General features: G+C 45.2%; 22 protein-coding genes. 14 read left to right on the top strand and 8 right to left on the bottom strand.

All coding sequences use genetic code 11. The features are described from left to right. Window positions 1–333 precede the first annotated feature (333 nt). The gene (locus tag NQ544_RS02725; protein WP_006846948.1) at window positions 334–1,257 is read left to right on the top strand and encodes an Abi family protein; all 924 of its coding nucleotides are present in this window, start codon (window positions 334–336) and stop codon (window positions 1,255–1,257) included. Between the two features lie 206 nt (window positions 1,258–1,463). Then, the gene (locus NQ544_RS02720) at window positions 1,464–2,378 is read left to right on the top strand and encodes an IS982 family transposase (protein WP_436286503.1); all 915 of its coding nucleotides are present in this window, start codon (window positions 1,464–1,466) and stop codon (window positions 2,376–2,378) included. 150 nt (window positions 2,379–2,528) lie between these two features. Here NQ544_RS02720 and NQ544_RS02715 read toward each other — a convergent pair whose 3' ends face one another. Then, window positions 2,529–3,584 (bottom strand): PDDEXK nuclease domain-containing protein, encoded by a 1,056-nt coding sequence (locus NQ544_RS02715; RefSeq protein WP_006846950.1) that lies wholly within the window; start codon window positions 3,582–3,584, stop codon window positions 2,529–2,531. 112 nt (window positions 3,585–3,696) lie between these two features. Between NQ544_RS02715 and NQ544_RS02710 the strand changes: the two genes are divergently transcribed. The 7 genes from NQ544_RS02710 to NQ544_RS02680 all read left to right on the top strand — a co-directional run bounded on the left by NQ544_RS02710 (window position 3,697) and on the right by NQ544_RS02680 (window position 9,095). Next, entirely contained in the window at window positions 3,697–3,846 is a 150-nt protein-coding gene (locus NQ544_RS02710) for a hypothetical protein (protein WP_006846951.1), read from the top strand. A 359-nt stretch (window positions 3,847–4,205) separates the two neighbouring features. Continuing rightward, window positions 4,206–4,757 (top strand): HU family DNA-binding protein, encoded by a 552-nt coding sequence (locus tag NQ544_RS02705; protein ID WP_006846957.1) that lies wholly within the window; start codon window positions 4,206–4,208, stop codon window positions 4,755–4,757. A 394-nt stretch (window positions 4,758–5,151) separates the two neighbouring features. Next, on the top strand, window positions 5,152–5,244 hold the full coding sequence (locus NQ544_RS02700) for a smalltalk protein (protein WP_167529916.1): 93 nt from the start codon (window positions 5,152–5,154) through the stop codon (window positions 5,242–5,244). A gap of 26 nt (window positions 5,245–5,270) precedes the next feature. Next, window positions 5,271–5,705, top strand: a complete 435-nt coding sequence (locus NQ544_RS02695; protein WP_006846958.1) for an N-acetylmuramoyl-L-alanine amidase — start codon at window positions 5,271–5,273, stop codon at window positions 5,703–5,705. A gap of 381 nt (window positions 5,706–6,086) precedes the next feature. After that, window positions 6,087–6,470, top strand: coding sequence for a DUF1573 domain-containing protein (locus tag NQ544_RS02690; protein WP_022122030.1), 384 nt, complete (start codon window positions 6,087–6,089; stop codon window positions 6,468–6,470). 29 nt (window positions 6,471–6,499) lie between these two features. Further along, window positions 6,500–7,351 carry an EFR1 family ferrodoxin gene (locus tag NQ544_RS02685; RefSeq protein ID WP_006846960.1) on the top strand — a complete coding sequence of 284 codons (852 nt, stop codon included), beginning with the start codon at window positions 6,500–6,502 and terminating at the stop codon, window positions 7,349–7,351. Window positions 7,352–7,373: 22 nt separating this feature from the next. Then, window positions 7,374–9,095, top strand: coding sequence for a M6 family metalloprotease domain-containing protein (locus NQ544_RS02680; protein WP_006846961.1), 1,722 nt, complete (start codon window positions 7,374–7,376; stop codon window positions 9,093–9,095). 132 nt (window positions 9,096–9,227) lie between these two features. On the opposite strand, the gene NQ544_RS02675 is transcribed toward NQ544_RS02680, so the two are convergent. Both NQ544_RS02675 and NQ544_RS02670 read right to left on the bottom strand, forming a co-directional pair. Next, window positions 9,228–9,902, bottom strand: a complete 675-nt coding sequence (locus NQ544_RS02675) for a YggS family pyridoxal phosphate-dependent enzyme (protein WP_006846962.1) — start codon at window positions 9,900–9,902, stop codon at window positions 9,228–9,230. A 15-nt stretch (window positions 9,903–9,917) separates the two neighbouring features. Further along, on the bottom strand, window positions 9,918–10,415 hold the full coding sequence (locus NQ544_RS02670) for a DUF4494 domain-containing protein (protein ID WP_022122025.1): 498 nt from the start codon (window positions 10,413–10,415) through the stop codon (window positions 9,918–9,920). Window positions 10,416–10,677: 262 nt separating this feature from the next. Here NQ544_RS02670 and NQ544_RS02665 point away from each other — a divergent pair, with 262 nt between their 5' ends. The 4 genes from NQ544_RS02665 (at window position 10,678) to NQ544_RS02650 (ending at window position 16,821) form a co-directional block, all read left to right on the top strand. Next, the gene (locus NQ544_RS02665; protein WP_006846964.1) at window positions 10,678–11,889 is read left to right on the top strand and encodes a pyridoxal phosphate-dependent aminotransferase; all 1,212 of its coding nucleotides are present in this window, start codon (window positions 10,678–10,680) and stop codon (window positions 11,887–11,889) included. A gap of 101 nt (window positions 11,890–11,990) precedes the next feature. Next, complete coding sequence (locus NQ544_RS02660; protein ID WP_006846965.1) at window positions 11,991–13,238, top strand: ABC transporter permease; 1,248 nt, start codon at window positions 11,991–11,993, stop codon at window positions 13,236–13,238. A gap of 142 nt (window positions 13,239–13,380) precedes the next feature. Then, complete coding sequence (locus NQ544_RS02655; protein ID WP_006846966.1) at window positions 13,381–15,048, top strand: AMP-binding protein; 1,668 nt, start codon at window positions 13,381–13,383, stop codon at window positions 15,046–15,048. Between the two features lie 108 nt (window positions 15,049–15,156). Continuing rightward, window positions 15,157–16,821: an AMP-binding protein gene (locus NQ544_RS02650; protein ID WP_006846967.1), complete on the top strand. Its 1,665-nt coding sequence runs from the start codon at window positions 15,157–15,159 to the stop codon at window positions 16,819–16,821. 112 nt (window positions 16,822–16,933) lie between these two features. Here NQ544_RS02650 and NQ544_RS02645 read toward each other — a convergent pair whose 3' ends face one another. Both NQ544_RS02645 and lepA read right to left on the bottom strand, forming a co-directional pair. Next, window positions 16,934–17,533 carry a Crp/Fnr family transcriptional regulator gene (locus NQ544_RS02645; RefSeq protein WP_006846968.1) on the bottom strand — a complete coding sequence of 200 codons (600 nt, stop codon included), beginning with the start codon at window positions 17,531–17,533 and terminating at the stop codon, window positions 16,934–16,936. A 41-nt stretch (window positions 17,534–17,574) separates the two neighbouring features. Further along, complete coding sequence (lepA, locus tag NQ544_RS02640; RefSeq protein ID WP_006846969.1) at window positions 17,575–19,368, bottom strand: translation elongation factor 4; 1,794 nt, start codon at window positions 19,366–19,368, stop codon at window positions 17,575–17,577. Between the two features lie 101 nt (window positions 19,369–19,469). Here lepA and NQ544_RS02635 point away from each other — a divergent pair, with 101 nt between their 5' ends. Beyond that, a complete protein-coding gene (locus tag NQ544_RS02635) occupies window positions 19,470–19,856 on the top strand; it encodes a DUF8479 domain-containing protein (RefSeq protein WP_006846970.1) in 387 nt (128 codons plus the stop codon). 142 nt (window positions 19,857–19,998) lie between these two features. On the opposite strand, the gene NQ544_RS02630 is transcribed toward NQ544_RS02635, so the two are convergent. The 3 genes from NQ544_RS02630 to pheT form a co-directional block, all read right to left on the bottom strand. Then, window positions 19,999–20,277, bottom strand: a complete 279-nt coding sequence (locus tag NQ544_RS02630) for a TIGR03905 family TSCPD domain-containing protein (protein WP_006846971.1) — start codon at window positions 20,275–20,277, stop codon at window positions 19,999–20,001. Window positions 20,278–20,282: 5 nt separating this feature from the next. Beyond that, entirely contained in the window at window positions 20,283–21,026 is a 744-nt protein-coding gene (locus tag NQ544_RS02625) for a YebC/PmpR family DNA-binding transcriptional regulator (protein WP_006846972.1), read from the bottom strand. A 211-nt stretch (window positions 21,027–21,237) separates the two neighbouring features. Continuing rightward, entirely contained in the window at window positions 21,238–23,706 is a 2,469-nt protein-coding gene (gene pheT, locus NQ544_RS02620; protein ID WP_006846973.1) for a phenylalanine--tRNA ligase subunit beta, read from the bottom strand. Window positions 23,707–23,807: the final 101 nt, after the last annotated feature.

Here is a 23,807-nt window from a genome sequence, read left to right as displayed (position 1 = left end):
CTGCCTCTATACACTATGGTGAAGTCCACGCTTATGCGTACACTTCAACGTGTATAGGTAGCTCTCATTCTTTCGAGGTGCAGATTCGAGATGAAATTGAGCATCTAATATGTCGTGTCTCTTGCGAAACTCGGTGCAAAGATACTGAAAAATTGATAGAATTAAAGCCGTTTAGTGAAAAAACTTATGAAAATATTGCGTAATTCAAGAAAATATGCTATCTTTGCCCACGAAAATAGGAAGATTCTCGGATAAGACAGTCCGAATCAAACGATAACAGAACCCGTCGGCATCCCGTAGATCTGCTGGCGGGTCACTTTTTTATAAACAGCAATGAGCAATCAGAAGCCACGCACAATAGATGAACAAATCCGCCTGCTCCGTTCAAGAGGTATGGCGTTTGGTGATGAGGAGAGTGCCAAGCAGTGTTTGGCGCATATCAGTTATTTCCGTTTGAAATACTATTGGACGGACATGAGGGATGAGGAAACAGAGCACGACTTCAAGGAGGGTGCGTCATTCGACGATGTAATTGCCCGATACGACTTTGACCGTAGACTTCGACTGATACTCTTTGATGCCATTGAGATTATAGAAGTGGCATTACGTGCTAAGATTATCAACCATCTTTCACAAGCAAAGGGTAGCGGACTTTGGTATTTGGATGCTTCTCTCTTTGAGCGTAAAGACTATTACGAGGACTTCGTGCTCGACCTCAAATATGAGTTTGACCGTAGTACAGAGCCATTTGCCAAAGAATACATAGCAGAGCATTCTAATTGGGATTGGGAGTCGATGGAGGGCGATAATCCTGATGCGTGGATGATACTCGAAAGTGCCACCTTTGGTACACTCTCCAAGATGTATAAGAATTTGAAGAGCCAGTTGCCAGAACGCGCCGCTATTGCCAACGACTTCGGACTGTATTCTGCAAAGGAGTTATCCAGTTGGTTGGAGGCTATCTCTGTGCTTCGTAACATCATAGCCCACCACTCACGTCTCTGGAACCGTAGCCTTGCCAAGCAAGTGACCAATCCCAAAGGACATCGTGACAGGTGGTTGCTGAATCTATTGACGGACAACCAAAAGAAGAAACCATACGGAGTGATTTCTGCTATGCTCTATCTCTGCAATGCCGTGTATCCAGACAATCAGATAAAGGACAAGTTGCTTGCCTTGATTGACCACAGTACCAATATACCTTATTACAAGTACGGTTTTACTGGTGACTGGCGCAAGGAGCCAATATGGCGGTAAGCACCGTTAAATTGTGTGTATAAGATTTGGTGGTTTCAAATAAAAGTATTACCTTTGCCCCGACAACGAGCCATTGAAACAGGCTGGTGGCTCAGCGTCGGGAGTTCTTTGATACGCAAATCATAGCAGAATGTAGAATTGAATACGGTCTCTTATCCGTAACCCCAATTTTCCTCAATCCCTCAGACTGCCTTTTATAAAGATGAATTGCGATTTTATCCAAAATTACAAAATTATTTTGTATTATTGATGAATTTTACAAAGTTTTTGATGCTGAAAATGCAGGAAAATTGCTTTTGAGTGAAGATGGAGTAAAGCGCAGACGACGTAAAGCCTCTTTATCTGATAGTGAAATCATGACGATTTTGCTGTATTTCCATTTCGGCTCGTTCCGAAACTTCAAGCATTATTACCTATTCTTTATAAGAGGAACTTTGAAGTCATATTTTCCAAATGCGGTGTCTTATAACCGTTTTGTAGAACTTGAAAGTCGCGTATTCTTCCCTCTCATGTTCTTCCTGAATCTCCGTGCTTTTGGCAGATGTACAGGTATAACCTTTGTTGATTCAACCATGATACCAATATGCCACAATCTCAGGCGTTATGCCAACAAAGTGTTCAAAGGCATTGCCACAGACGGAAAGGGAACAATGGGATGGTGTCATGGGTTCAAGCTACATCTGGCTTGTAATGATAGAGGTGAGATAATTGCTTTTGTTCTCACTGGTGCAAACGTTAGCGACAAAGATCCAGCGGTATTCGATGTATTGGCTAAACGTCTGTATGGCAAGCTGTTTGCAGATAAAGGCTATATCTCGCAAAAACTCTTCGATTCGCTTTTTGAGGAAGGCATCCAGTTGGTTACAGGACTGAGAGTGAACATGAAGAACAAACTAATGCCGTTCTATGACAAGATGATGCTACGCAAAAGATACATCATTGAAACGATTAATGACCTGTTGAAAAATACGGCTCAGATAGTACATTCACGTCACAGGTCTGTTTCGAATTTCATCATAAATATTATTTCTGCATTAGGGGCATACTGTTTCTTTGACAACAAGCCCAAGGCACTTACTGGATACGTTATCGAAGATACGAAACAGCTTAGTCTTTTCTAACATTGCATATTTTACAGGAGGATTTTGTCTCAGCAACCATCCAAGATATATAAATGGTTGCCAAGCCTCTGTGTCCCTTATATAAAAACATTATAAAGCCTTTAGATAGAGCTTGATATCCCGAACTGAGGTATTCTTTGAATGTCCATATTATAATGTTTCTTTGTTTTCTTTCTCCTCACTAAATGCCTTAATCTCATCAGCAAGGACTTTCTGTAATTTTTCTTTCGGTACTATCAACTGATAATCCGCTACTCCGATAGGCTTTCCCATATCTTCAAGTGCGAGTTCTACCTCTACACGGTCTTTTTCCGCACAAAGTATGATTCCTATAGAACGGTTTTCGTCAGCACCACGTTCAAGGCGGTCAAGCAGAGACAGATAATAGTTCATCTTACCTGCATACTCTGGTTTGAAAGGACCTATCTTTAGGTCAACAGCAACAAGGCAGCGCAGTCCACGATGGAAAAACAACATATCTACCTTACTTTCTTTACCATTGTATTCCAATACATGTTGGTTGCCAATGAAAGTGAAACCATTACCAAGTTCCATAAGGAAACGGGTGATAGCTTTTACAAGGCGGTCTTCAAGTTCAAGCTCCAGAATGGGACTTGTTACTCCCAAGAAACCAAGATTGTAGCTGCTGCTAAACACCTCATTGGCATACTGCGCTTGTTCGGCAGGAAGAGTGCGGTCGAAATTGTTATCTACTCGTGCCAATGCCTGTGTCTCATACATATTAAGTTTGATGGCATTGAGCAACAAGTCACGATTCCAACCTTTGGTTATAGTTTCCTGAGCATAATATAGCGTGGCTTCATCATTAAATCCCTTGCTCAGCAGTAGCAGATTGTGCGACCACGGCAAAAGTGCTACGGAGCGTAGCACTTTTTCATCATGTCCCGCGTAACGTTCATAAAATTTCTTCATGTTCCAAAGTTGACGTGGTGAAACACCCATCTTCGGGTATCGTTCTTTCAGGTCTGCTGACAATCTTCTTACAACGCTGTCACCATACCCACTTTCAATCTTGCGCTCATGAAGCATTTGACCAATCTCCCAATAGGCGGTAGATACGTAGCCATTGACATGTCGGGCTATTTCTGTCCGTGCATGCTCAATTACTGCGACAGCGTGTCGCAGTATCTCAGCATAATCGCTACTTCCTATTGAGAGTTTGTTGTCTTTATTGTCTGTTGTCATTTTATCAGTGTATTATTTGCCATATGCAGATGCATATTTAATTACAAAGGTAATTATAATACATCACTATTCCGCATAAACACAGTGATTTTTAAGTTTATTTAGCAGCTTGATGAAAATCAAGATAAAGCAGAAAGTCAGCGGTTGCTTCCGAACAGACAGCGGTGCCGATGATTTTGCCAAGTTGCACTCCATTGCTGAAACTGCTATGAAGAACGGAAATTCTAAATTCAATGCAATTCTTGCTGTAGTACAACAGTAAGACGATTACTCATGCCCATAGGGGTGCTGAGTAGTTACAAAAAACTTTTATTCTATTGCACATCACCCCTAAAAAGTGCGGTAAGGAGACCGCCATCCATAGCTTTTGCCGACCTACTTGTTTTTGTAAGATTCAAGCAAATGATGATTCATTATAATGGGCTTATAAACTCCAGAAAAAAAGAATCTATGAAAAAGTATGATAAAGCATGAGCAAGTATGAGCAACTGTGAGTTGACCCCTCACCGATTTCGTATCTTTGCATTGTGGTTCAGAGATAACATCTCATACCACCAAGAGGCAATGCGCAGCGCCCCCTACAACACAAACACAATTTATTAACCTTAAAATGAAGACACTATGATTCTGTACACATTGAAGAAGTATGTCAACGAGAAGTTGAGCGCCGCTTACGGCAAGTTTTTCGCCTACCCTGTAGTCACCCAGACCTATGGTCTTGATGAACTCGCAGAGCACATGGAAAGTCACAACACCCCGTTCTCAAAGGGAGCCATCAAGGGTATGCTCACCGACATGGTGAGCTGCGTAAGAGAACTGGTTCTGCAGGGTATCGCCGTGAAGATTCCCGACCTCGCCATCTTCAGCATCGGCATCAAGAACAAGGAAGGTGCTGCCTCCGAGAAGGAGTTCAGCATCACCAAGAACATTGCCGGACTGAAGCTCCGTGCCCGTGGCACCGGTGAGTTCAAGGCAAACAGTCTGAACCTCGATGCAACCCTGAAGAAGGCTACAGCCGTAACAGGAGATGTTACTCCACCAGACGGCGGTAAGGATAACACAGGCGATACCACCCAGGGTGGCGGCACAAACCAGGGTGGCGACTCAACCCAGACTGGCGGATCAGGCAATACCGAGAGCAGCGGCTCCGATGGTGGCGACGGCCTGGAGTAACCCCATCGCCAGTAGATGAAGAAAGAAGGTTTTAGACAGGATGCAGTCCGGGATTCGGCTATAGCACCCCCGGCTATTCATCAATATAGCAAGCATCATTGAAACACGCGCTATCAAGCCCATCTGCTCATCCTGTCAGCCTTCCTTCTCCAGTATCGCACGGATATAGGAAATCCGAGCCCCCCAATCCATTTATTAACCTTTCAAGTTTCGCAAGCTCAGAAGTTAAAGGAGTTAAAGGAGTTATCGCTCCCTACGGTCGCTGAGGAGTTAAGACAACAGTCTTTTTGGCGTTGTTTTTAAGCAGCAAGACATACGTCTTAACTCCTTAACTTCCTTAACTCCTTTAACTTCCTGATATGCGAAAGTTCAGTTAACCTTAAATCAAATGAAAATGAAAAGAGAAACACTCAAGAAAATTCTGAATTTCGTCATTACCGTTCTCACTGCCGTAGCCTCTGCCTTTTGTGTGCAGAGCTGCCAGTAGTATCAACCCTTTAAAGATTCAGCACTATGAAAAACACAAGAAAAATATCACTTATTGTCATTCACTGTTCAGCCACCCGCGTCACCCAGGACTTCACCTTCGAAAAGCTCGAAGCCTGTCATTTAGCCCGTGGTTTCCGCGGCATCGGTTATCACTATTACATCACGAAAGACGGCGTCATCTACCCCGGACGTCCCGAGTCAGAAATCGGCGCCCACGCCCGCCATTTCAATGCACACAGTATCGGCATCTGTTACGAAGGCGGTCTCGACGCCGACGGCAATCCGGCAGATACCCGTACGAAGGCTCAGAAGCAGTCGCTCCAGAATCTCCTGACGAGTCTGTGCGTAGACTATCCCGAAGCCGAGATCCTAGGTCATCGTGATCTCCCGAACGTCCACAAGTCCTGTCCCTGCTTCAGTGTTCAGGCTTGGCTGAATGAAATTAATTTCCATATTTAGCCCTCTATTCAGTTGATATTGTTCATAGTTTATTATTTTTTCTACTCTCTCCCCCAATCTTAAGTGATTAAGGTTGGGGGACTTTTTGTCTCCTTTATTTCAGAAAGCGTTAGAAAGGGCAAAAGCTTTGTTTATTGCCCGATATTTTAAAGCTTTTGCCCTTTCAGGGCGACAGGGTTGCGTCCGTAATTACCCAGGGAGATGCCCTGGGCTAGGAGCTTCTGCCCCTTCAGGGCGTGTGGGACAAAACTTGCGAAAGTTCGGTTAAATAATGTAAAAAAGTAACGTAATACTAAACTTTATATGTACTTTTGCATCAAATTATATAAAAATAAGAAGCAAATTAAAGAGGAAATATAAAAAAGAAGAAAGGATATGAAGATGAAAAGAATCATATTGACACTCACTATGCTGGTGGCTCTTGTAGCTACTGCATCTGCTCAGGCAGAGATTAAGTTCGACAAACTGATACACAACTTCGGTTCATTCGAAGAATCAAATCCGGTACAGAAGGCTACCTTTACCTTCACCAATGTGGGCAACAAGCCTTTGATTATCAACCAGGCTATTGCCAGCTGCGGCTGTACCATACCTTCTTACACCAAGAAGCCTATCGCTCCAGGCGAGAAGGGACAGATTAGTGTTACCTATAACGGCAAGGGCATGTTCCCTGGTCATTTCAAGAAGAGCATCACCGTCCGTTCTAACGGCAATGTAGAAATGTCACGTCTCTATATAGAAGGTGTTATGACAGAAAAGAAATAATCTAGCTCAATACATATTTAAAAGTAAGCATGGTTTTCTATTTCTCCGGAACAGGAAATACCAAGTGGGCAGCAGCCAGACTGGCAGCGGCTACACACGAAGACTTGATTCCTATCGCCCCTTATATGCGGGCGGATGATTCAAGCCACAATATAGCCGAGCCGTTTATTCTGAAAGAGGATGAACGGCTCGGATTCGTTTTCCCCGTACATGGCTGGAGAGTTCCACGCCTTGTAAGGGAGTTTATCAGGAAGATGAAGATACAGAGAGAAACTCCTGATGCTAATGCAGAAGATAAGGAGACGTTCAGAAAGCATCCTTTCGCCTATTGCGTCTGTACTGCAGGCGACAGCATCGGACTCACCATCGAAAACCTCAACGATACGATTGCGCTGAATGCATCGCTTCAGGCATTGGGCATCACGGAGGTTTCTGCTTCCTACTCACTCATCATGCCGGAATCTTATGTGGGACTTCCTTTCATGGATGTTGATTCGAAGGAGCGCGAAGTTCGTAAGAAATCGAAATCGGCACAGGAACTGGCGGTTATCTGCGAAGAGATATTCGACAGGAAAGAGGGCGTGAACCGTCTGGTAAAAGGTCCTATCCCCTGGTTCTTCACCAAGGTTGTGGGCGGATTCTTTGAGAAGGTGCTCATCACCGACAAGCGGTTTCATGTGGAGAAAGACAAGTGCGTGAAGTGTGGCATCTGTGCCAACGTCTGTCCTGTAGGCGATATCAAGGGCGGTCATGGAGAATATCCGGAATGGCTGCATCACAAGGATTGCCTCACCTGCTTTACCTGCTATCACCATTGTCCGCATCACGCCATCGAGTTTGGATGCCAGACTCAGAAGAAAGGACAATACTTTTATAAATAATCCCCATCTACCCTAACTGTTTATGAAGAAGACAATCATCTCTCTGGCGCTCGCCTTCCTGGGCATCGCCAATCTCTATGCCGTAAAGGCTAAACCGGGCATCGCCAAGATTATGCTGGCTGATGGAACCGTAGCATGTGCCACCCTGCATGGCGACGAAACCTTCCACTACTACATGCTGCTGGACGGTACGCCCCTGCGGGAAACCCAAGACGGAAAATACGAAAAGATAACTGCTGAAGAGCTGAACACCCGAAAAACCCGTGTTTTCTCTTCAGAGAATCTCACAAGAGCATCAGAAATAGGAACCGTGAGACCAAGCTATTTCCCTCATAAGGGAAGTCCGAAGGCATTGGTACTCCTGGTGCAGTTTCAGGATGTGAAGTTCAAGAGTAAGGATCCGGTTGCTACATTCAACCATTACCTCAACGGAAAAAAGGGAGAATCTATGTCTGAGGCTGATAAAGAAGTGTTTATCACCAACGAGAAATACTGCCAGAACTACGGCAGCATACAGCAGTATTTCGCTGACATGAGCGATAACCAGTTTATACCACAGTTTGACGTAGTGGGTCCTGTTACGGTAAGCAAGAATTCTGCTTATTATGGCAATAATGAAGGTAGTGCCAACGGCGACACCTTCTATCCTCAGATGATTAAGGAAGCCTGCCAGAAGGTAGACGACAAGGTAAACTTTGCCGATTACGACAGCGATCGCGACGGATATGTAGACCTCGTATATGTAATCTATGCCGGCTATTCTGAAAGCATCTCAGGTAATTCAGGCGATTGTCTCTGGCCGAGATCGGGTACCGTAGGAGGACTGGGAACCTATGACGGAAAAATAGTATGCCGGTTCGGCATCAACAACGAGCTGAACAATAAGCCTGCAGATACCCAAGACGGCAAATACTACATCAATGGTATCGGTCTCTTCTGTCATGAGTTTTCGCATACCCTCGGTTTGCCAGACATCTATCCTACCAACGGCATCACAGACCATAACCAGAGTCCTGAATATTGGGACGTTATGGATATGGGCAGTTATCTGGCTAACGGCTACCAGCCTATCCCTTATTCACCATGGGAGAAGAGCATCGTAGGATGGAAACAGCCTACCCTCCTTTCTGATACCGAGGCGCAGCAGATAACACTGGAACCATACGACAAGGCATCGGATGCATACAAGATTATAGCCAACAGCCAGGGCGAATACCTGCTGCTGCAGAATATCAGAAACAAGGGATGGTACAAGGAGGCTTTTGGTTACGGATTGCTGGTATGGCGCATCGACTACGATGATTTGCCATCGGTTAACCTGGAGGATTATCCCAACAACACGACTGGTAAGCCAAGGGTCATGATTGTTCCTGCAGACGGAATGGTATACAACAGCTATAACACGGGCGTCGACGATGTTGATATGATAACAAGTCTTCTGAACGACCCGTTCCCGACCTACAAGGCGGGCTCAGCTACAGAGTATGAGGTGAACAGTCTGACCAGTATCACCCTGAACAACAGTGTTGATACGAGTCATCCGCTCTACAACATCACAAAGGATGAAGCAACCGGTCTGGTTACCTTCGATTATCTCAAGAACTTCTCTCCTACCGGAATCTCTTCGGTCATCATCGGTAAAGACAGACCGACAGTCTATTTTGATCTGGAAGGCAGAAAGGTTTCCGTTCCACAAAAGGGCAAGATTTATATCACCAGCAAGGGACAGAAGATAATATACTAAACGAAAGATAAGGCACGGATTACACGGATTACACAGATTTTTACAAAACCATAAATATGGTTTATTGGCATTAGCGCCATAAATCCGTGTAATCCGCGTAATCCGTGCCTAATTTATAAATTCCCTTGCTTTTTAATATATTCTAGGACCGAAGATGGTGGTACCTACACGAACCATCGTGCTGCCGTGCTTGACGGCAATATGATAATCGTGACTCATACCCCAGCTGCGCTCGCAGAAAGCTTCATCATCAGCAAAGTATCTGGCCTTTATCTCATCAAAGAACCGGGCAGCCTCATCAAACTCCTGAGCAATCTGCTGCTCATCGTCTGTATTAGATGCCATCATCATGATGCCACAAATCTGCACATGCTTCATCTCCCTCCATTCGCCTGCCTCCAGGAGTTCGCGGCAAGCATCAAGAGAAAGACCCGATTTGGTATCTTCCTCTGCCAGATGAAGTTCCAGAAGAACCTTCACTACACGATCGTGCTTGGCAGCCTGCTTCTCAATCTCCTTGAGAAGTTTCAGACTGTCTACCGATTCAATCATCGAGATATAAGGTGCGATATACTTCACCTTATTGGTCTGCAGATGACCGATGAAATGCCACTCGATGTCCTCAGGCAGCGAAGCCACCTTCTTGGCGAGTTCCTGCTCATGACTCTCGCCGAAGATACGCTGTCCTTCAGCATAAGCCTCCTCGATATACTCGTTGGGATGGAACTTGCTGATGGCAACGAGACGGACACCGGCAGGCAAGCTGCCCAGCACCTCATGGAGATTTCCTTTTACATCATAGTCCATATCTTGAATGTTGAATTATTTCTCCTCGTATTCAGGCACATCATTCTTCTCCTCTTTCTTCTCGTTAGGAGCATGGTGCTCGAATACATCCATCAGTTTGGTTTCGTTCAAACCAACCACATCATAATCTATCATGGTCTTGCCCATCACCTCATCAATATAACGGAGGGCACGGGCGAGAGACTTAGCCTGAACAAGATAGGTAACATTGCTGCGCTTCTCCTTCTCACTCTTCTCATCAATCGTGATGAACTGGAGTTTAGCCTTATACCACTTATCATCATCATCCACATCGCTGAAGAAGATTTCGCCGTAGCCAGCCTTACCGATACCGCTCACCTTCAACTCGCCGCTTACATAAACCGACATCTCATCGATGATGGCGCTCTCAGCCTCGGTAAAGCTCAAAGCATCTACTACGTATGCTTCAGAAACAACCTTTTCTGAACCATCCTCCATTGTCTTCTGATATTTCACTTTGGTCTCAAACCATGTACTTGTTCTACTTCTCATATTTTTCTTCTTACTTATTTTAATTAATTCGTATAATCTTATAACAATTCTTGAAATTAAGTGCAAAGTTATAAAAAAGAAAGCAAAGAGCGACATATTTAAAGAGTTTTTAATCAAAAAATAAAATTTAACCGAAAGTTATTCTCAATTCTCATCTAATTTTCTTATCTTTGCAGCCGAATAGCGTAAATTGAAAAGACCAGAAGGTCATAGAATTCAATTTTCGACACGGAAAATTAATAGAAAGAAACAATATTTTAAGATGCCAGAAATATCTGTACGCGGTCTTGAAATGCCAGAGTCACCTATCAGAAAGTTGGCTCCTCTGGCTGCCGCAGCAAAAAAACGTGGAGTAAAGGTATATCACCTCAACATCGGTCAGCCTGACCTTCCAACTCCTCAATGTGGCCTAGATGCCTTGAAGCATATAGACCGCACGGTCTTGGAGTATTCTCCAAGTCAGGGCTATCTCAGCTATCGCGAGAAGCTTGTAGATTACTATAAGAAATTCAACATCAACGTAACTGCCGATGATATCATCATTACATCGGGAGGTTCTGAGGCTGTACTCTTCTCTTTCATGAGCTGCCTCAACCCTGGCGACGAGATTATCGTACCAGAACCTGCTTACGCTAACTATATGGCGTTTGCCATCTCGGCGGGTGCCAAGATCCGTACCATCGCCACAACGATAGAAGAAGGTTTCTCCCTGCCTAAGGTAGAGAAGTTTGAGGAGCTGATCAATGAGCGCACCCGTGCCATCCTGATCTGCAACCCTAACAACCCTACGGGCTATCTCTATACCCGCAGAGAGATGAATCAGATTCGTGACCTGGTGAAGAAGTACGACCTCTATCTCTTCTCTGATGAGGTTTACCGTGAGTATATCTATACCGGCAGTCCTTATATCAGTGCGATGCACCTGGAAGGCATCGAGCAGAACACGGTTCTCATCGATTCTGTTTCGAAGCGTTACAGTGAGTGCGGTATCCGTGTGGGTGCCCTCATCACCAAGAATGCTGAAATCCGCAAGGCGGTGATGAAGTTCTGCCAGGCCCGTCTCTCTCCTCCACTGATCGGTCAGATTGTAGCCGAAGCTTCTCTGGATGCTCCTGAAGAGTACTACCGCGATGTATACGATGAGTATGTAGAGCGCCGTAAGTGCCTGATAGACGGCTTGAACCGCATTCCGGGCGTATACTCTCCTATTCCTATGGGAGCCTTCTATACCGTAGCCAAACTGCCTATCGATGATTCAGAAAAGTTCTGCCGCTGGTGTCTGGAGGAATTCAACTACGAGGGCGAAACCATCATGATGGCTCCAGCCTCTGGTTTCTATACGACTCCGGGAGCCGGTCACAATCAGGTTCGTGTAGCTTACGTCTTGAAGAAACACGATCTGGAGCGTGCTCTGGTGGTTCTGGGTAAGGCACTTGAGGCTTATCCGGGAAGAGTGGAAGACGAAGGACTTTGATTATTAACAATGTTAAGTGTTAAATGTTAAATGTTAAGTTGCCTAACGGACACGAAGATGAATTTAACATTTAACACTTAACATTTAACATTACAAATGAAATGAATTTTCCTCTATTTATAGCAAAGAGATTATATAGCGATCAGGGCGATAAACATAAAGTTTCTCGCCCTGCTATTCATATAGCCACTGCAGGTGTTGCTATCGGACTCGCCATTATGATTATGTCGGTATGCGTAGTGCTCGGATTCAAGCATACCATACGCGACAAGGTAATAGGATTCGGAAGCCATATACAGGTGGCCGACTTCATGACGCTGCAGCAGCAAAACCAGTATCCGGTGGTCATGAACGACTCGATGGTCAACGTACTGAAAAAGATACCTGGCGTAAAACATGTGCAGAAATTTGCCATGAAAGAGGGAATCCTGAAGACGGACAGCGATTTCCTGGGCGTCATGTTCAAAGGTGTAGGACCTGATTTCGATTCTACCTTTATCCATCAGAACATGATTGAAGGCAGCATCCCTAAGTTTGATGACAAAGCGAGTCATAACCAGATTCTCATCTCACAGCTGATGGCTGATAAGCTGAAGCTGAAGACGGGAGAACGCATCTTTGCCTACTTCTTTGATGACAACGCAGTGCGTATGCGCCGCTTCACCATCAAGGGTATCTATCAGACCAACCTGAAGAAGTATGATGAGGTAATGGTATACACCGACCTCTATACTGCCGTGAAGCTGAACGGATGGGAAGAAGACCAGGCGAGCGGTGCAGAACTGACCGTAAACGACTTCAACAAGCTCAACGAAACTGAAGATTATATTATTAATAAGGTGAACCGCACGGTAGATCACTATGGAGAAACCTACAGCAGTTCTACCATCAAGGACCTGAATCCAAACATCTTCCAATGGCTGAGCCTGATGGATCTGAATGTCTGGATTATTCTCGGTCTGATGCTGATAGTAGCCGGCGTCACCATGATCAGCGGTCTGCTCATCATTATTCTGGAACGCACCTCCATGATAGGCGTAATGAAGGCATTGGGTGCCCGCAACAAGACCATCCGCCACACCTTCCTGTGGTTTGCCGTCTTCATCATCGGCAAGGGTATGCTTCTGGGCAACATCATCGCCCTCGGCATTCTTACCCTCCAGTACTTTACAGGCATCATCAAACTCGATGCACAGACCTATTATGTAAGTACCGTTCCGGTAGAATTCAACTGGCTTGCCATCATAGCCCTGAACATTGCTACGCTGCTGATAAGCATCTTCATGCTCGTAGCACCAAGCTACCTGATTTCTCATATCCATCCAGCCAAATCAATGAGATATGAGTAAAATACAGTCTATAACACCACAATATGTAAACTAAAAAGAAAAAAAACTAATTATTTTATATAGTTTTTGAAAATAGTGCACATTTTATTTTGCAGTGTGCACTATTTTCATTATCTTTGCACAAAATTTTGTAAATTGTGCAATGAATTCAATACCAAGTTTTAACTCGTATATTGAGAACAGCATTATCAAGAATTGGAATCTGGATGCGCTCACCGATTACAAGGGCACAACCCTCCAATATCACGATATTGCCAGAAAGATTGAGAAGCTACACATCCTGTTCGAAAACAGCGATGTAAAGAAGGGCGACAAGATTGCCGTCTGCGGAAGAAATAGTAGCCAGTGGGCAGTAGCCTTCCTGGCCATTATTACTTACGGAGCCATTGTCGTACCTATACAGAACGAATTCAAGCCTGAGCAGATTCACAACATCGTGAACCACAGCGAAAGCAAACTTCTGTTCGTTGGTGACGTGGTAGCTACAGAGATAACACCAGAGGAGATGCCTTCACTGGAAGGAATCATCTATCTTCCGGACAATTCGCTTGTCATCTCGCGCTCTGAGAAACTGACTTATGCGCGCGAGAACCTCAATGCCATGTTCGGACACAGATATCCTAAGTATTTCAGACCAGAACACGTGAAGTATCACGTAGACGATCCTGAAGAACTGGCAATGATCAACTATACCAGTGGAACTACCGGTTTCTCAAAAGGTGTGATGCTCCCATACAGAGCACTTTGGGGTAATCTCGACTACCTCATCGATTCAGTGAAACCTCATATAGGTAAGAACTGCAACATCCTTTCTACCCTTCCGATGGCTCACATGTATGGACTCATGACAGAATTTCTCTTCAATATAGTATTGGGTAACCATATCTTCTTCCTTACCCGTCTGCCGAGCCCAACGCTCATCTCAGAGGCGTTGTCAGAAATCAAGCCAGACATCCTCTATGCGGTGCCGCTTGTAGTAGACAAGATTGTAAGAAAGGAAGTATTCCCACATATCCAAACCAACCGCGCAAGACTGCTGATGAACATGCCTGTCATCAATAAGCGCATCAAGGAGAAGGTTCGCGAGTTTGTATTGAGAAAGTTTGGCGAACGTCCTTACGAGGTTGTTGTGGGTGGTGCTCCGCTCAACAAGGAGATAGAGAACTTCTTCATCAGCGTAGGTTTCCCTATCGCAATGGGATATGGTACCACTGAGACTGCTCCACTTATCACCTTTGCCCATCAGGACAACTATGTGGCAGGAAGTTGTGGTGTTGCCGTGAAGCACATGGAGGTAAAGGTTTTGAGCGATGACCCGGAGAACGTAGCCGGTGAACTGGTTTGCCGCGGCATCAATGTGATGAAGGGCTATTACAAGAACCAGGAGGCAACAGATGCCGTAATAGATAAAGACGGATGGTTCCATACAGGCGACCTGGCAACGATGGCCGCCGACGGACATATCTTCGTTAAAGGCAGAAGCAAGAACATGCTGCTGGGACCTAACGGACAGAATATCTATCCGGAAGAGATTGAGGACAAGCTCAACTCCATGGCTATGGTCAACGAGAGCATCGTAATACAGAGCAATGACAAGCTGGTAGCTCTGGTTCATCCGGATATGGAAGAAGTTAACAACCTCGGCTTTACAGACGAAGACCTGGAGAACATCATGGAGCAGAACCGCAAGGAACTGAACATGCAGATACCTAGCTTCGCAAAGGTGTCACGCATCAAACTTCATAATCAGGAATTTGAAAAGACAGCCAAGAAGTCTATCAAGCGTTACCTCTATCAGAACGCAATCTAGAGACAGGCCCTATCTGCTGACAGACCATCAGCAGATAAGGTCTATCATCAGCAAACTGACTTCTGTACGAGAAAAATATAAAAAAGCAAATCGTTAAATAACAAAAATATGGAGATTCCAAGCTTTAACGCACTCATCCAAAAGAGCATCGTAGACCATTGGGATATGGATGCTCTGACAGACTACAAGGGAGCAACCTTGCAGTACCATGATGTAGCACGCAAAATTGAGAAGCTACACATCATGTTTGAGAACTCTGGTGTAGTAAAGGGCGACAAGATAGCACTTTGCGGTCGAAATAGCGCAAACTGGGCTGTAGCATTCCTTGCTACCCTTACCTATGGTGCCATTGCCGTACCTATCCTGCATGAATTCATGCCAGACCAGATTCACAACATAGTAAACCACAGCGATGCCAAACTGCTCTTTGTGGGTGATGTTGTAGCTACACAGATTGATGCAACGAAGATGCCAGGTCTTGAAGGCATCATCTATATACCGGATTATTCACTTGTCGTTTCACGTACCGACAAGTTGACTTATGCGCGCGAACACCTCAACGAGATGTTCGGTATCAAGTATCCTAAGTACTTCCGCAAAAACCATGTCAACTACTATATGGAACAGAATCCGGATGAGTTGGCTATGATCAACTATACCAGCGGAACTACCGGTTTCTCCAAGGGAGTAATGGTTCCATACCGTGCACTCTGGGGCAATGCAGATTTTGCTGAGGACGTACTGGGTAAGAAGATCAAGCCGGGAGATTCTATCATCAGTATCCTGCCGATGGCCCACATGTACGGCATGGCGTTTGAATTTATCTTCGAATTCATCAAGGGCTGCCACATCTTCTATCTCACCCGCATCCCTAGCCCAGCCATCATCGCCGAGGCATTCGGCCGCATCAAGCCAGCCGTCATCATAGCTGTACCTCTGGTTATCGAGAAGATTATCCGCAAGAAGGTATTCCCTAAGATCCAGAACAACCGTATGCGTATGCTGCTCCACATGCCTGTAATCAGCAAGAAGGTGAAGGAGAAGATATGCGACCAGGTAACCAATGCCTTCGGTGGCAACTTCTACGAGGTGATTATCGGTGGTGCAGCCTTTAACCAGGAAGTGGAAAGTTTCCTCCATAGCGTAGGTTTCAAATATACCGTGGGATATGGCGCAACAGAATGTGCCCCTATCATCTGCTACGAGGATTACAAAAACTTCGTACCGGGCTCTTGCGGTAAGGCTGCCCTCCACATGATGGTCCGCATCGACAGTCCTGATCCTGAGAATGTACCGGGCGAAATCCTTGCCAAGGGTCCTAACGTAATGTTGGGTTACTATAAGAATGAGGAAGCTACCAAGCAGACCATCGACGAGAACGGATGGTATCATACAGGCGACCTCGGAACCATGGATGGTGACGGCAACGTCTTCATCAAGGGTCGTAGCAAGAACATGCTGCTCGGCGCAAACGGTCAGAATATCTACCCTGAGGAGATTGAGGATAAACTCAACTCTTTGGCTCTGGTAGCGGAAAGCGTGGTTATACAGAAGGGCGACAAGCTCATTGCTCTGGTTCACCCAGACTATGATGAAGCTCAGACCCTGAACCTCGGTACCAAAGAACTGGCAGATGTCATGGAGCAGAACCGCCAGGAGCTCAACACCATGATTCCTGCTTACAGCAAAGTATCAGAAATACGTATACATGAAGATGAGTTTGAAAAGACTCCTAAGAAGAGTATCAAGCGATTCCTCTATACGGCAGAATAAAGAAAACATCTATCTATGGAATAAAGAAAACTTCATTCGATAGAATCAAAAGATACAAAAAAAATGGTGTGACTTCGGTTTTGAAGTCACACCATTTTTTATAAGTTATAAATTATAATAAAGTATTCGAGCGGATTCTGGACAGCGTTTCCGGAGTCATCTGCAGATAGCTTGCGATATAGGTGAGCGGAGCACGCAGAACCACCTGTGGGTTCATTTCGCACAGGCGCTTATATTTATTAGGTGCTGACTCAAATCGCATCAGATCGGCATGAATCTGAGACTGAATCAAACTCTCTTCCAGTATTTTACGATAAAGCATCTGGATATTGACATTACGCATAGCAGCCGCCTCCAGCTTCTTCTTCGGTAGCATATACACCAGAGTAGGCTCCAGAGCTTCTACCTGCAGGCGGGTAGGCTCTTCCTTAAAGAGGCTCTCAATGCACATAAAGATGGAATGATCCACACCCAGATGTTCGGTCACCTCCTTGCCATTCTTTAAGTAAAATTGGCGCACCAATCCCTTCTCGATGTACGAGATACCCATGCACTGTTCACCTTCAGGCAAGATCATCTCGCCCTTGCCATACTTGATAGGCTCCAGGATATCTTCCATCACATCGAGCTCATCATGAGTCATCGTACTATATTTACGCGCCAGCTCGCGCGCAATATCACGCTTAGGGATAATTACTTTAAAGTCTGCCATAATACTTAACCTCCTTTTACTTGATACTTATTATTAATTCATTAATCGAGTTTGAGCACAGCCAGGAAGGCTTTCTGTGGAACTTCCACATTACCAATCTGCTTCATGCGCTTCTTACCCTTCTTCTGCTTCTCCAGCAACTTGCGCTTACGGCTCACGTCACCACCATAACATTTGGCGGTAACATCCTTGCGCACCTGCTTAACAGTCTCACGTGCCACAATCTTGGCACCGATAGCTGCCTGGATAGCAATATCGAACTGCTGACGAGGTATGAGGTCCTTCAACTTCTCGCACATTCTGCGGCCGAAGCTCACAGAGTTATCGCGGTGAGTCAAAGTACTCAAAGCATCTACAGGCTCTCCATTCAACAGGATATCGAGCTTCACCAGGTCGGAATGACGGAAGGAATCGATATGATAGTCGAACGAAGCATATCCCTTGGAGATACTCTTCAGCTTGTCATAGAAGTCGATGACGATTTCTCCCAACGGCAACATGAAGTGGAGCTCTACACGGTTTCCACTCACATATTCCTGGTTGATGAGTTCGCCTCGTTTGTCCAGACAGAGTTTCATGATAGGTCCAATATAATTGGTTGCCGTAATGATGGTTGCCCGGATATATGGTTCCTCAATATGGTCTATCAGCGTTGGGTCTGGCAATCCGGAAGGATTGTGAACCTCTTTCACACCGCCCTGCTTGTCGTATACCATATAAGATACGTTAGGTACGGTAGTGATGACATCCATATTAAACTCACGGTCCAGTCTCTCCTGTACGATTTCCATGTGGAGCAAGCCGAGGAATCCGCAACGGAAACCGAAGCCCAAAGCCACAGAACTCTCTGGCGAGAAAGTCAATGAAGCATCATTGAGCTGCAGTTTTTCGAGCGATGCTCGCAGATTCTCGTAATCGCTAGGATCGATAGGATAAACACCGGCAAAGACCATAGGTTTTACTTCCTGGAAACCCGCAATCGCCTTGTCACAAGGACGGGCGATATGGGTAATGGTATCACCCACCTTTACCTCGGTAGCATTCTTGATACCCGAGATGATATAACCTACCTCACCGGTACCCAATTCCTGACGTGGAATCATATCCATCTTCAATACACCGATTTCATCTGCATCATATTCCATGCCGGTATTGAAGAACTTCACCTTATCTCCCTTACGGATCACGCCATTCTCTATCTTGAAATAGGCGATGATGCCGCGGAAAGAGTTGAATACAGAGTCGAAAATCAAAGCCTGAAGCGGTGCCTTCTCGTCTCCTACCGGAGCAGGAACACGATTAATAACAGCTTCCAGTATATCTTCTACACCTTCACCTGTCTTACCTGAAGCACGGAGAATATCTTCATGCTTGCAACCGATCAGGTCTACTATTTCATCTTCTACCTCTTCAGGCATAGCTGAAGGCATATCTATCTTATTGATTACCGGAATAATCTCCAGGTCGTGCTCGATAGCCATATAGAGGTTTGAAATGGTCTGTGCCTGAACGCCTTGAGTGGCGTCAACAACCAGCAGTGCTCCCTCGCAAGCAGCGATGGAACGGGAAACTTCGTATGAGAAGTCAACGTGTCCCGGAGTATCGATAAGATTCAGGATATAGGTCTGTCCATCCTTTGCCTTATATTCCATTTGGATAGCGTGGCTCTTGATCGTGATACCACGCTCTCTTTCCAAATCCATATCATCAAGCATCTGTCCTTCAGTAATCTTGATGGTCTGAGTCTTCTCCAGAAGTCGGTCTGCCAAGGTACTTTTACCATGGTCTATATGTGCAATAATGCAGAAATTTCTTATTTTATTTATATTCTCCATATAATTTTCTCTCTTTAGAGTGCAAAGATAGTATTTTTTTTCGTATCTTTGCACAAAATATTGAAAATAATAGAGATTTTTAGGTAAAATATAGAAAAATCATGAAGAAAAAGTTGATTTACATCGGTATTTTTGCTTCTTTGCTCGTTTCTTGTACAGAAAGTCTGGAGGACAAAGCGGCTCGTGAAGCCAAGGAGTATACTGAAAAATACTGTCCTACTCCATACGTCAACGACGCCAGGACTGACAGTGCTGCATTTGATAAAACCAAGAAGATATATACGTACTATATCTCTTTGAGAAACAAGGCAGATAACAAGAAGGCGATTGATGCCAACAAGGATAAACTCCATAAGATTCAGAAGGAAGCCCTGGACAACAACCCTGGTCTGAAGAAATATAAGGAAGAGCATTTCACCTTCCGTTTCGTATATCATTCGGCTAAGAACCCGAAAGAGGTGTTGCTGGATGATACCTTCAAGTATTAGAAAAGACACGGAGTACTAGAAGTAGAAAAAGGCACGGATTACACGGATTACACGGATTTATGACGCTATAGAAAAAGCGTATAGAAAATCCGTGTAATCTGTGTAATCCGTGCCTAAAATATACTCAGTGCCTAAAACACTATTAATATCCCATTTCCTGCAAAGCTGTCGCCAACTGGTCTGGACAGCTTGTAGGCTTATTGCCACAAGTGATACCCTTCAGTCGGGCGATGACCTCCTTTGCCTTCATGCCTTTAATCAAAGCACAAACGCCCTTGGTATTGCCATCGCAGCCTCCGATGAACTGGGCATCCTGCACATTTCCATCTTCATCTATACTGATGCAGATGTATTTTGAGCAGGTGCCATGAGTCTGATAAGTTACCTTCTGCAACTTATCCTGTTTGTCTTGCTGCAACATAATGCTTATTCTGCGTCTACAGGAATTTCTGGCTTCATGTTGGTATATACAGTCTGAACATCGTCAAACTCTTCCAACTTCTCAACCATCTTGTCGATAGTTTCGCGCTCCTCAGGAGTTACATCCTTCAAATTATTAGGGATGTAAGTGAACTCAGCACCAGTTACTTCGAAACCCTCAGCCTCCAGGTGCTTCTGAATCTCACCGAAGCTTGTAGGAGCACCATAGATAGTGATTTCGTTGTTCTCCTCATCCTCATCAAACTCATCTTCTACGCCGTAGTCGATCAGGTCGAGAATCATCTCATCCATATCCAGACCTTCCTTCTTCTTGAATGTGAACACAGCCTTGTGGTCGAAGAGGAAAGACAGAGAACCTGTTGTACCCAAGTTTCCGCTGAATTTGTTGAAGATAGAACGAACGTCAGCAACAGTACGTGTAGTGTTGTCTGTCAGAGTATCAACGAAGACAGCCACTCCGTGAGGGCCATATCCCTCGTATGTTACTTCCTTGTAATCGCTGGTATCCTTGCCACAAGCGTTCTTGATGGCACGAGCGATGTTATCCTTAGGCATGTTCTCACGCTTACAGTTAGCGATGATAGCACGCAATGATGGGTTGTTCTCTGGTTCTGGACCGCCTGCCTTCACAGCAATAGCAATCTGCTTACCCAACTTAGTAAATGTCTTGGCCATGTGGCCCCATCTTTTCAGCTTTGTAGCTTTACGATATTCAAATGCTCTTCCCATTGGAATAAAATTTTAAATGTTTATCGTTTGTTTATAATATTATCTTATTCTTGTTTCGTAAGTGAGGGAATTAATAGAAGTTAAAGAAGTTATCACTCCCTACGGTCGTTCGGGAAGTTAAAAGACAATAGTCATCTAGCGTAAAACGTAGGACATTTGTCCCTCTCACTTCCCTCTCACTTCCCTTAACTTCCTCTATACGAAAGTTCTGTTATCTCAATTCTGCATTGAGCTTGCCTGTAAGGTTGGCTATGAGTTTTTTCATGATAGCATCTATCTGCTTGTCATTCAGAGTCTTCTCCTCATCTTGCAGGATGAAGTTAACGGCATAACTCTTCTTGCCCTCTGGCAAATGCTCACCCTCGTAAACATCAAAGAGAACAACGCTCTTCAGGAGTTTCTTCTCTGTCTGGTGGGCAATCTGCTCAATCTGAGCGAACTCTACATTCTTGTCTACGAGCAATGCAAGGTCGCGGCTAACTGAAGGATACTTGCTGATGTCGGTATAAGTAAGGTTCACCTTCTTCACTGCCTTCATCAGGTTATCCCAGTGGATATCAGCATAGAATACATCCTGCTCGATATCGAATGCTTTCTTCAACTTCAGGCTCAGGATACCCAGTTCTACCAATACCTTTCCGGCACGGGTCTCGTAACTTACGCCCTTAGAGAAGATGTTATTGTCGCTGTGCTTGATAACCACGTTGTTCTGTGGCATACCCACACGGCGGAGAACATTCTCTACCACAGCCTTCAACTCGTAGATGCTGCTCTGCTCATCAGCATGAGCCCAACTGCCCTCTACGCGCTTACCGGTGATGAAGAGTGACATGTGAGCCTCCTGAGAGTAAGCCTTGATAGGACTCTCCTCGCTCCACTTCTCCTTATTATATATATAGGTGTTACCCACCTCGAAGAACTTCAGGTTCTGGCTCTTATGGTTGATGTTGCGAACCACACTCTCCAAACCACCGAACAGCATCGTCTGGCGCATCACACCGAGATCAGCACTCAATGGGTTCATCACCTTCACGGTTGTCTCGTTAGGATACTTATTGAGGTCGAAGTCGGTATAGTAGCTAGCCTTGCTCAGAGAGTTGTTGAGTATCTCCATGAAGCCCTCGCCTACCAGCTGCTCAGCCACGAGGTTCTGGCTGTGATAAGCCTTGTCCTCATCGCCCTGAACAGTCAGGGAGCTCTTCAACTGGGTTGGAATCTCCACATTATTATATCCGTAGATACGGAGAATATCCTCTACCACGTCGCAAGGACGCTGAACGTCTACACGATAAGCAGGAACCAGGAGGTCGATACCCTCAGCATCCTCCTTCACAATCTTCATCTCGAGAGATGTAGCAATGTTCTTGATGGTTTCAGCACCAATCTCCTTACCGATAAGGCGATGCGCATACTCATAGTTCAGGCGAACAGGGAAATCCTGCATTGGCTCTGGATATACATCCTTGATCTGCATGGAAATCTTGCCGCCAGCCAACTGCTTGCAGAGGATGGCTGCCTGCTTCAATGCATAAATCTGTCCGTTTGGATCTACACCACGCTCAAAACGGTAGCTGGCATCTGTGCTCAAACCATGACGGCGAGCGCTCTTGCGGATCCATGTAGGATGGAAGTAAGCACTCTCCAAGACTACATCCTTGGTTGTCTCATAAGTACCAGACCCCTTACCGCCGAAGATACCGGCGATACACATAGGCTCCTCAGCATTGCAGATGCTCAGGTCGTGCTCACCCAAGGTATGCTCCTCGCCATCGAGAGTAACAAACTTGGTGCCCTCTGGCTGGGTACGAACTACAATCTTATGACCGGTAACCATGTCTGCATCGAAGCAGTGCAATGGCTGGCCGTATGCCATCATGATGTAGTTGGTAATATCCACGATATTGTTGATAGGGCGCAAGCCGATGATGTTCAGCTTATCCTGCAACCACTTAGGACTTTCCTTCACCTCACAACCGGTGATGCTTACACAGGCATAACGCTTGCAAGCCTCAGTATTCTGGATTTCAACATCGATAGGAAGATCCTCGTTGTCTACCACAAACTCATCGCAAGATGGGCGATGCAAGCTTGTCTTGTAGCCATTCTGCTTCAACCAGGCATACAGGTCGCGGGCTACACCCCAGTGACCGAGCGCATCAGCACGGTTGGCTGTGATATCAATCTCGATGAGCCAGTCGCTCTCCAGATGATAATACTCAGCAGCAGGCTGACCTACCGGAGCATCTTCTGGGAGTACGATGATGCCGTCGTGAGAGGTACCTACACCAATCTCATCCTCAGCACAGATCATACCCAAACTCTCTACACCGCGGAGTTTGCTCTTCTTGATGGTAAAACTCTGGTCGCCATCGTAAAGCACGCAGCCCAAATCAGCCACGATAACCTTCTGACCTGCAGCAACGTTAGGAGCACCACAGACAATCTGCTGAGGTTCGCCCTTGCCCAAGTCAACGGTTGTAACATGGAGGTGATCACTGTTAGGATGCTCCTCGCATGTCAATACTTTACCCACATAGAGACCTTTCAGTCCGCCCTTGACAGACTGAACTTCTTCCAAAGCGTCAACTTCGAGTCCGCAAGAGGTCAACGCGTCCGCAGTCTCCTGTGGTGTCAAATCGAAATCAACGTATTCTTTAAGCCATTTGTATGAAACGTTCATTATAATGATTTTTTATTTTATTTCTATTTTGAAAAACCCGAAGAAACATCATTCAGGCTGTGCATGTTCTAAAACTCTGCAAAAATACAAAAAAAAATGCA

This window comes from Segatella copri DSM 18205 (assembly GCF_025151535.1).
Taxonomy (GTDB): Bacteria; Bacteroidota; Bacteroidia; order Bacteroidales; family Bacteroidaceae; genus Prevotella; species Prevotella copri.
The sequence above is the reverse complement of the archived record's forward strand: the minus strand, read 5'-3'. Positions and strand labels throughout refer to the sequence as shown.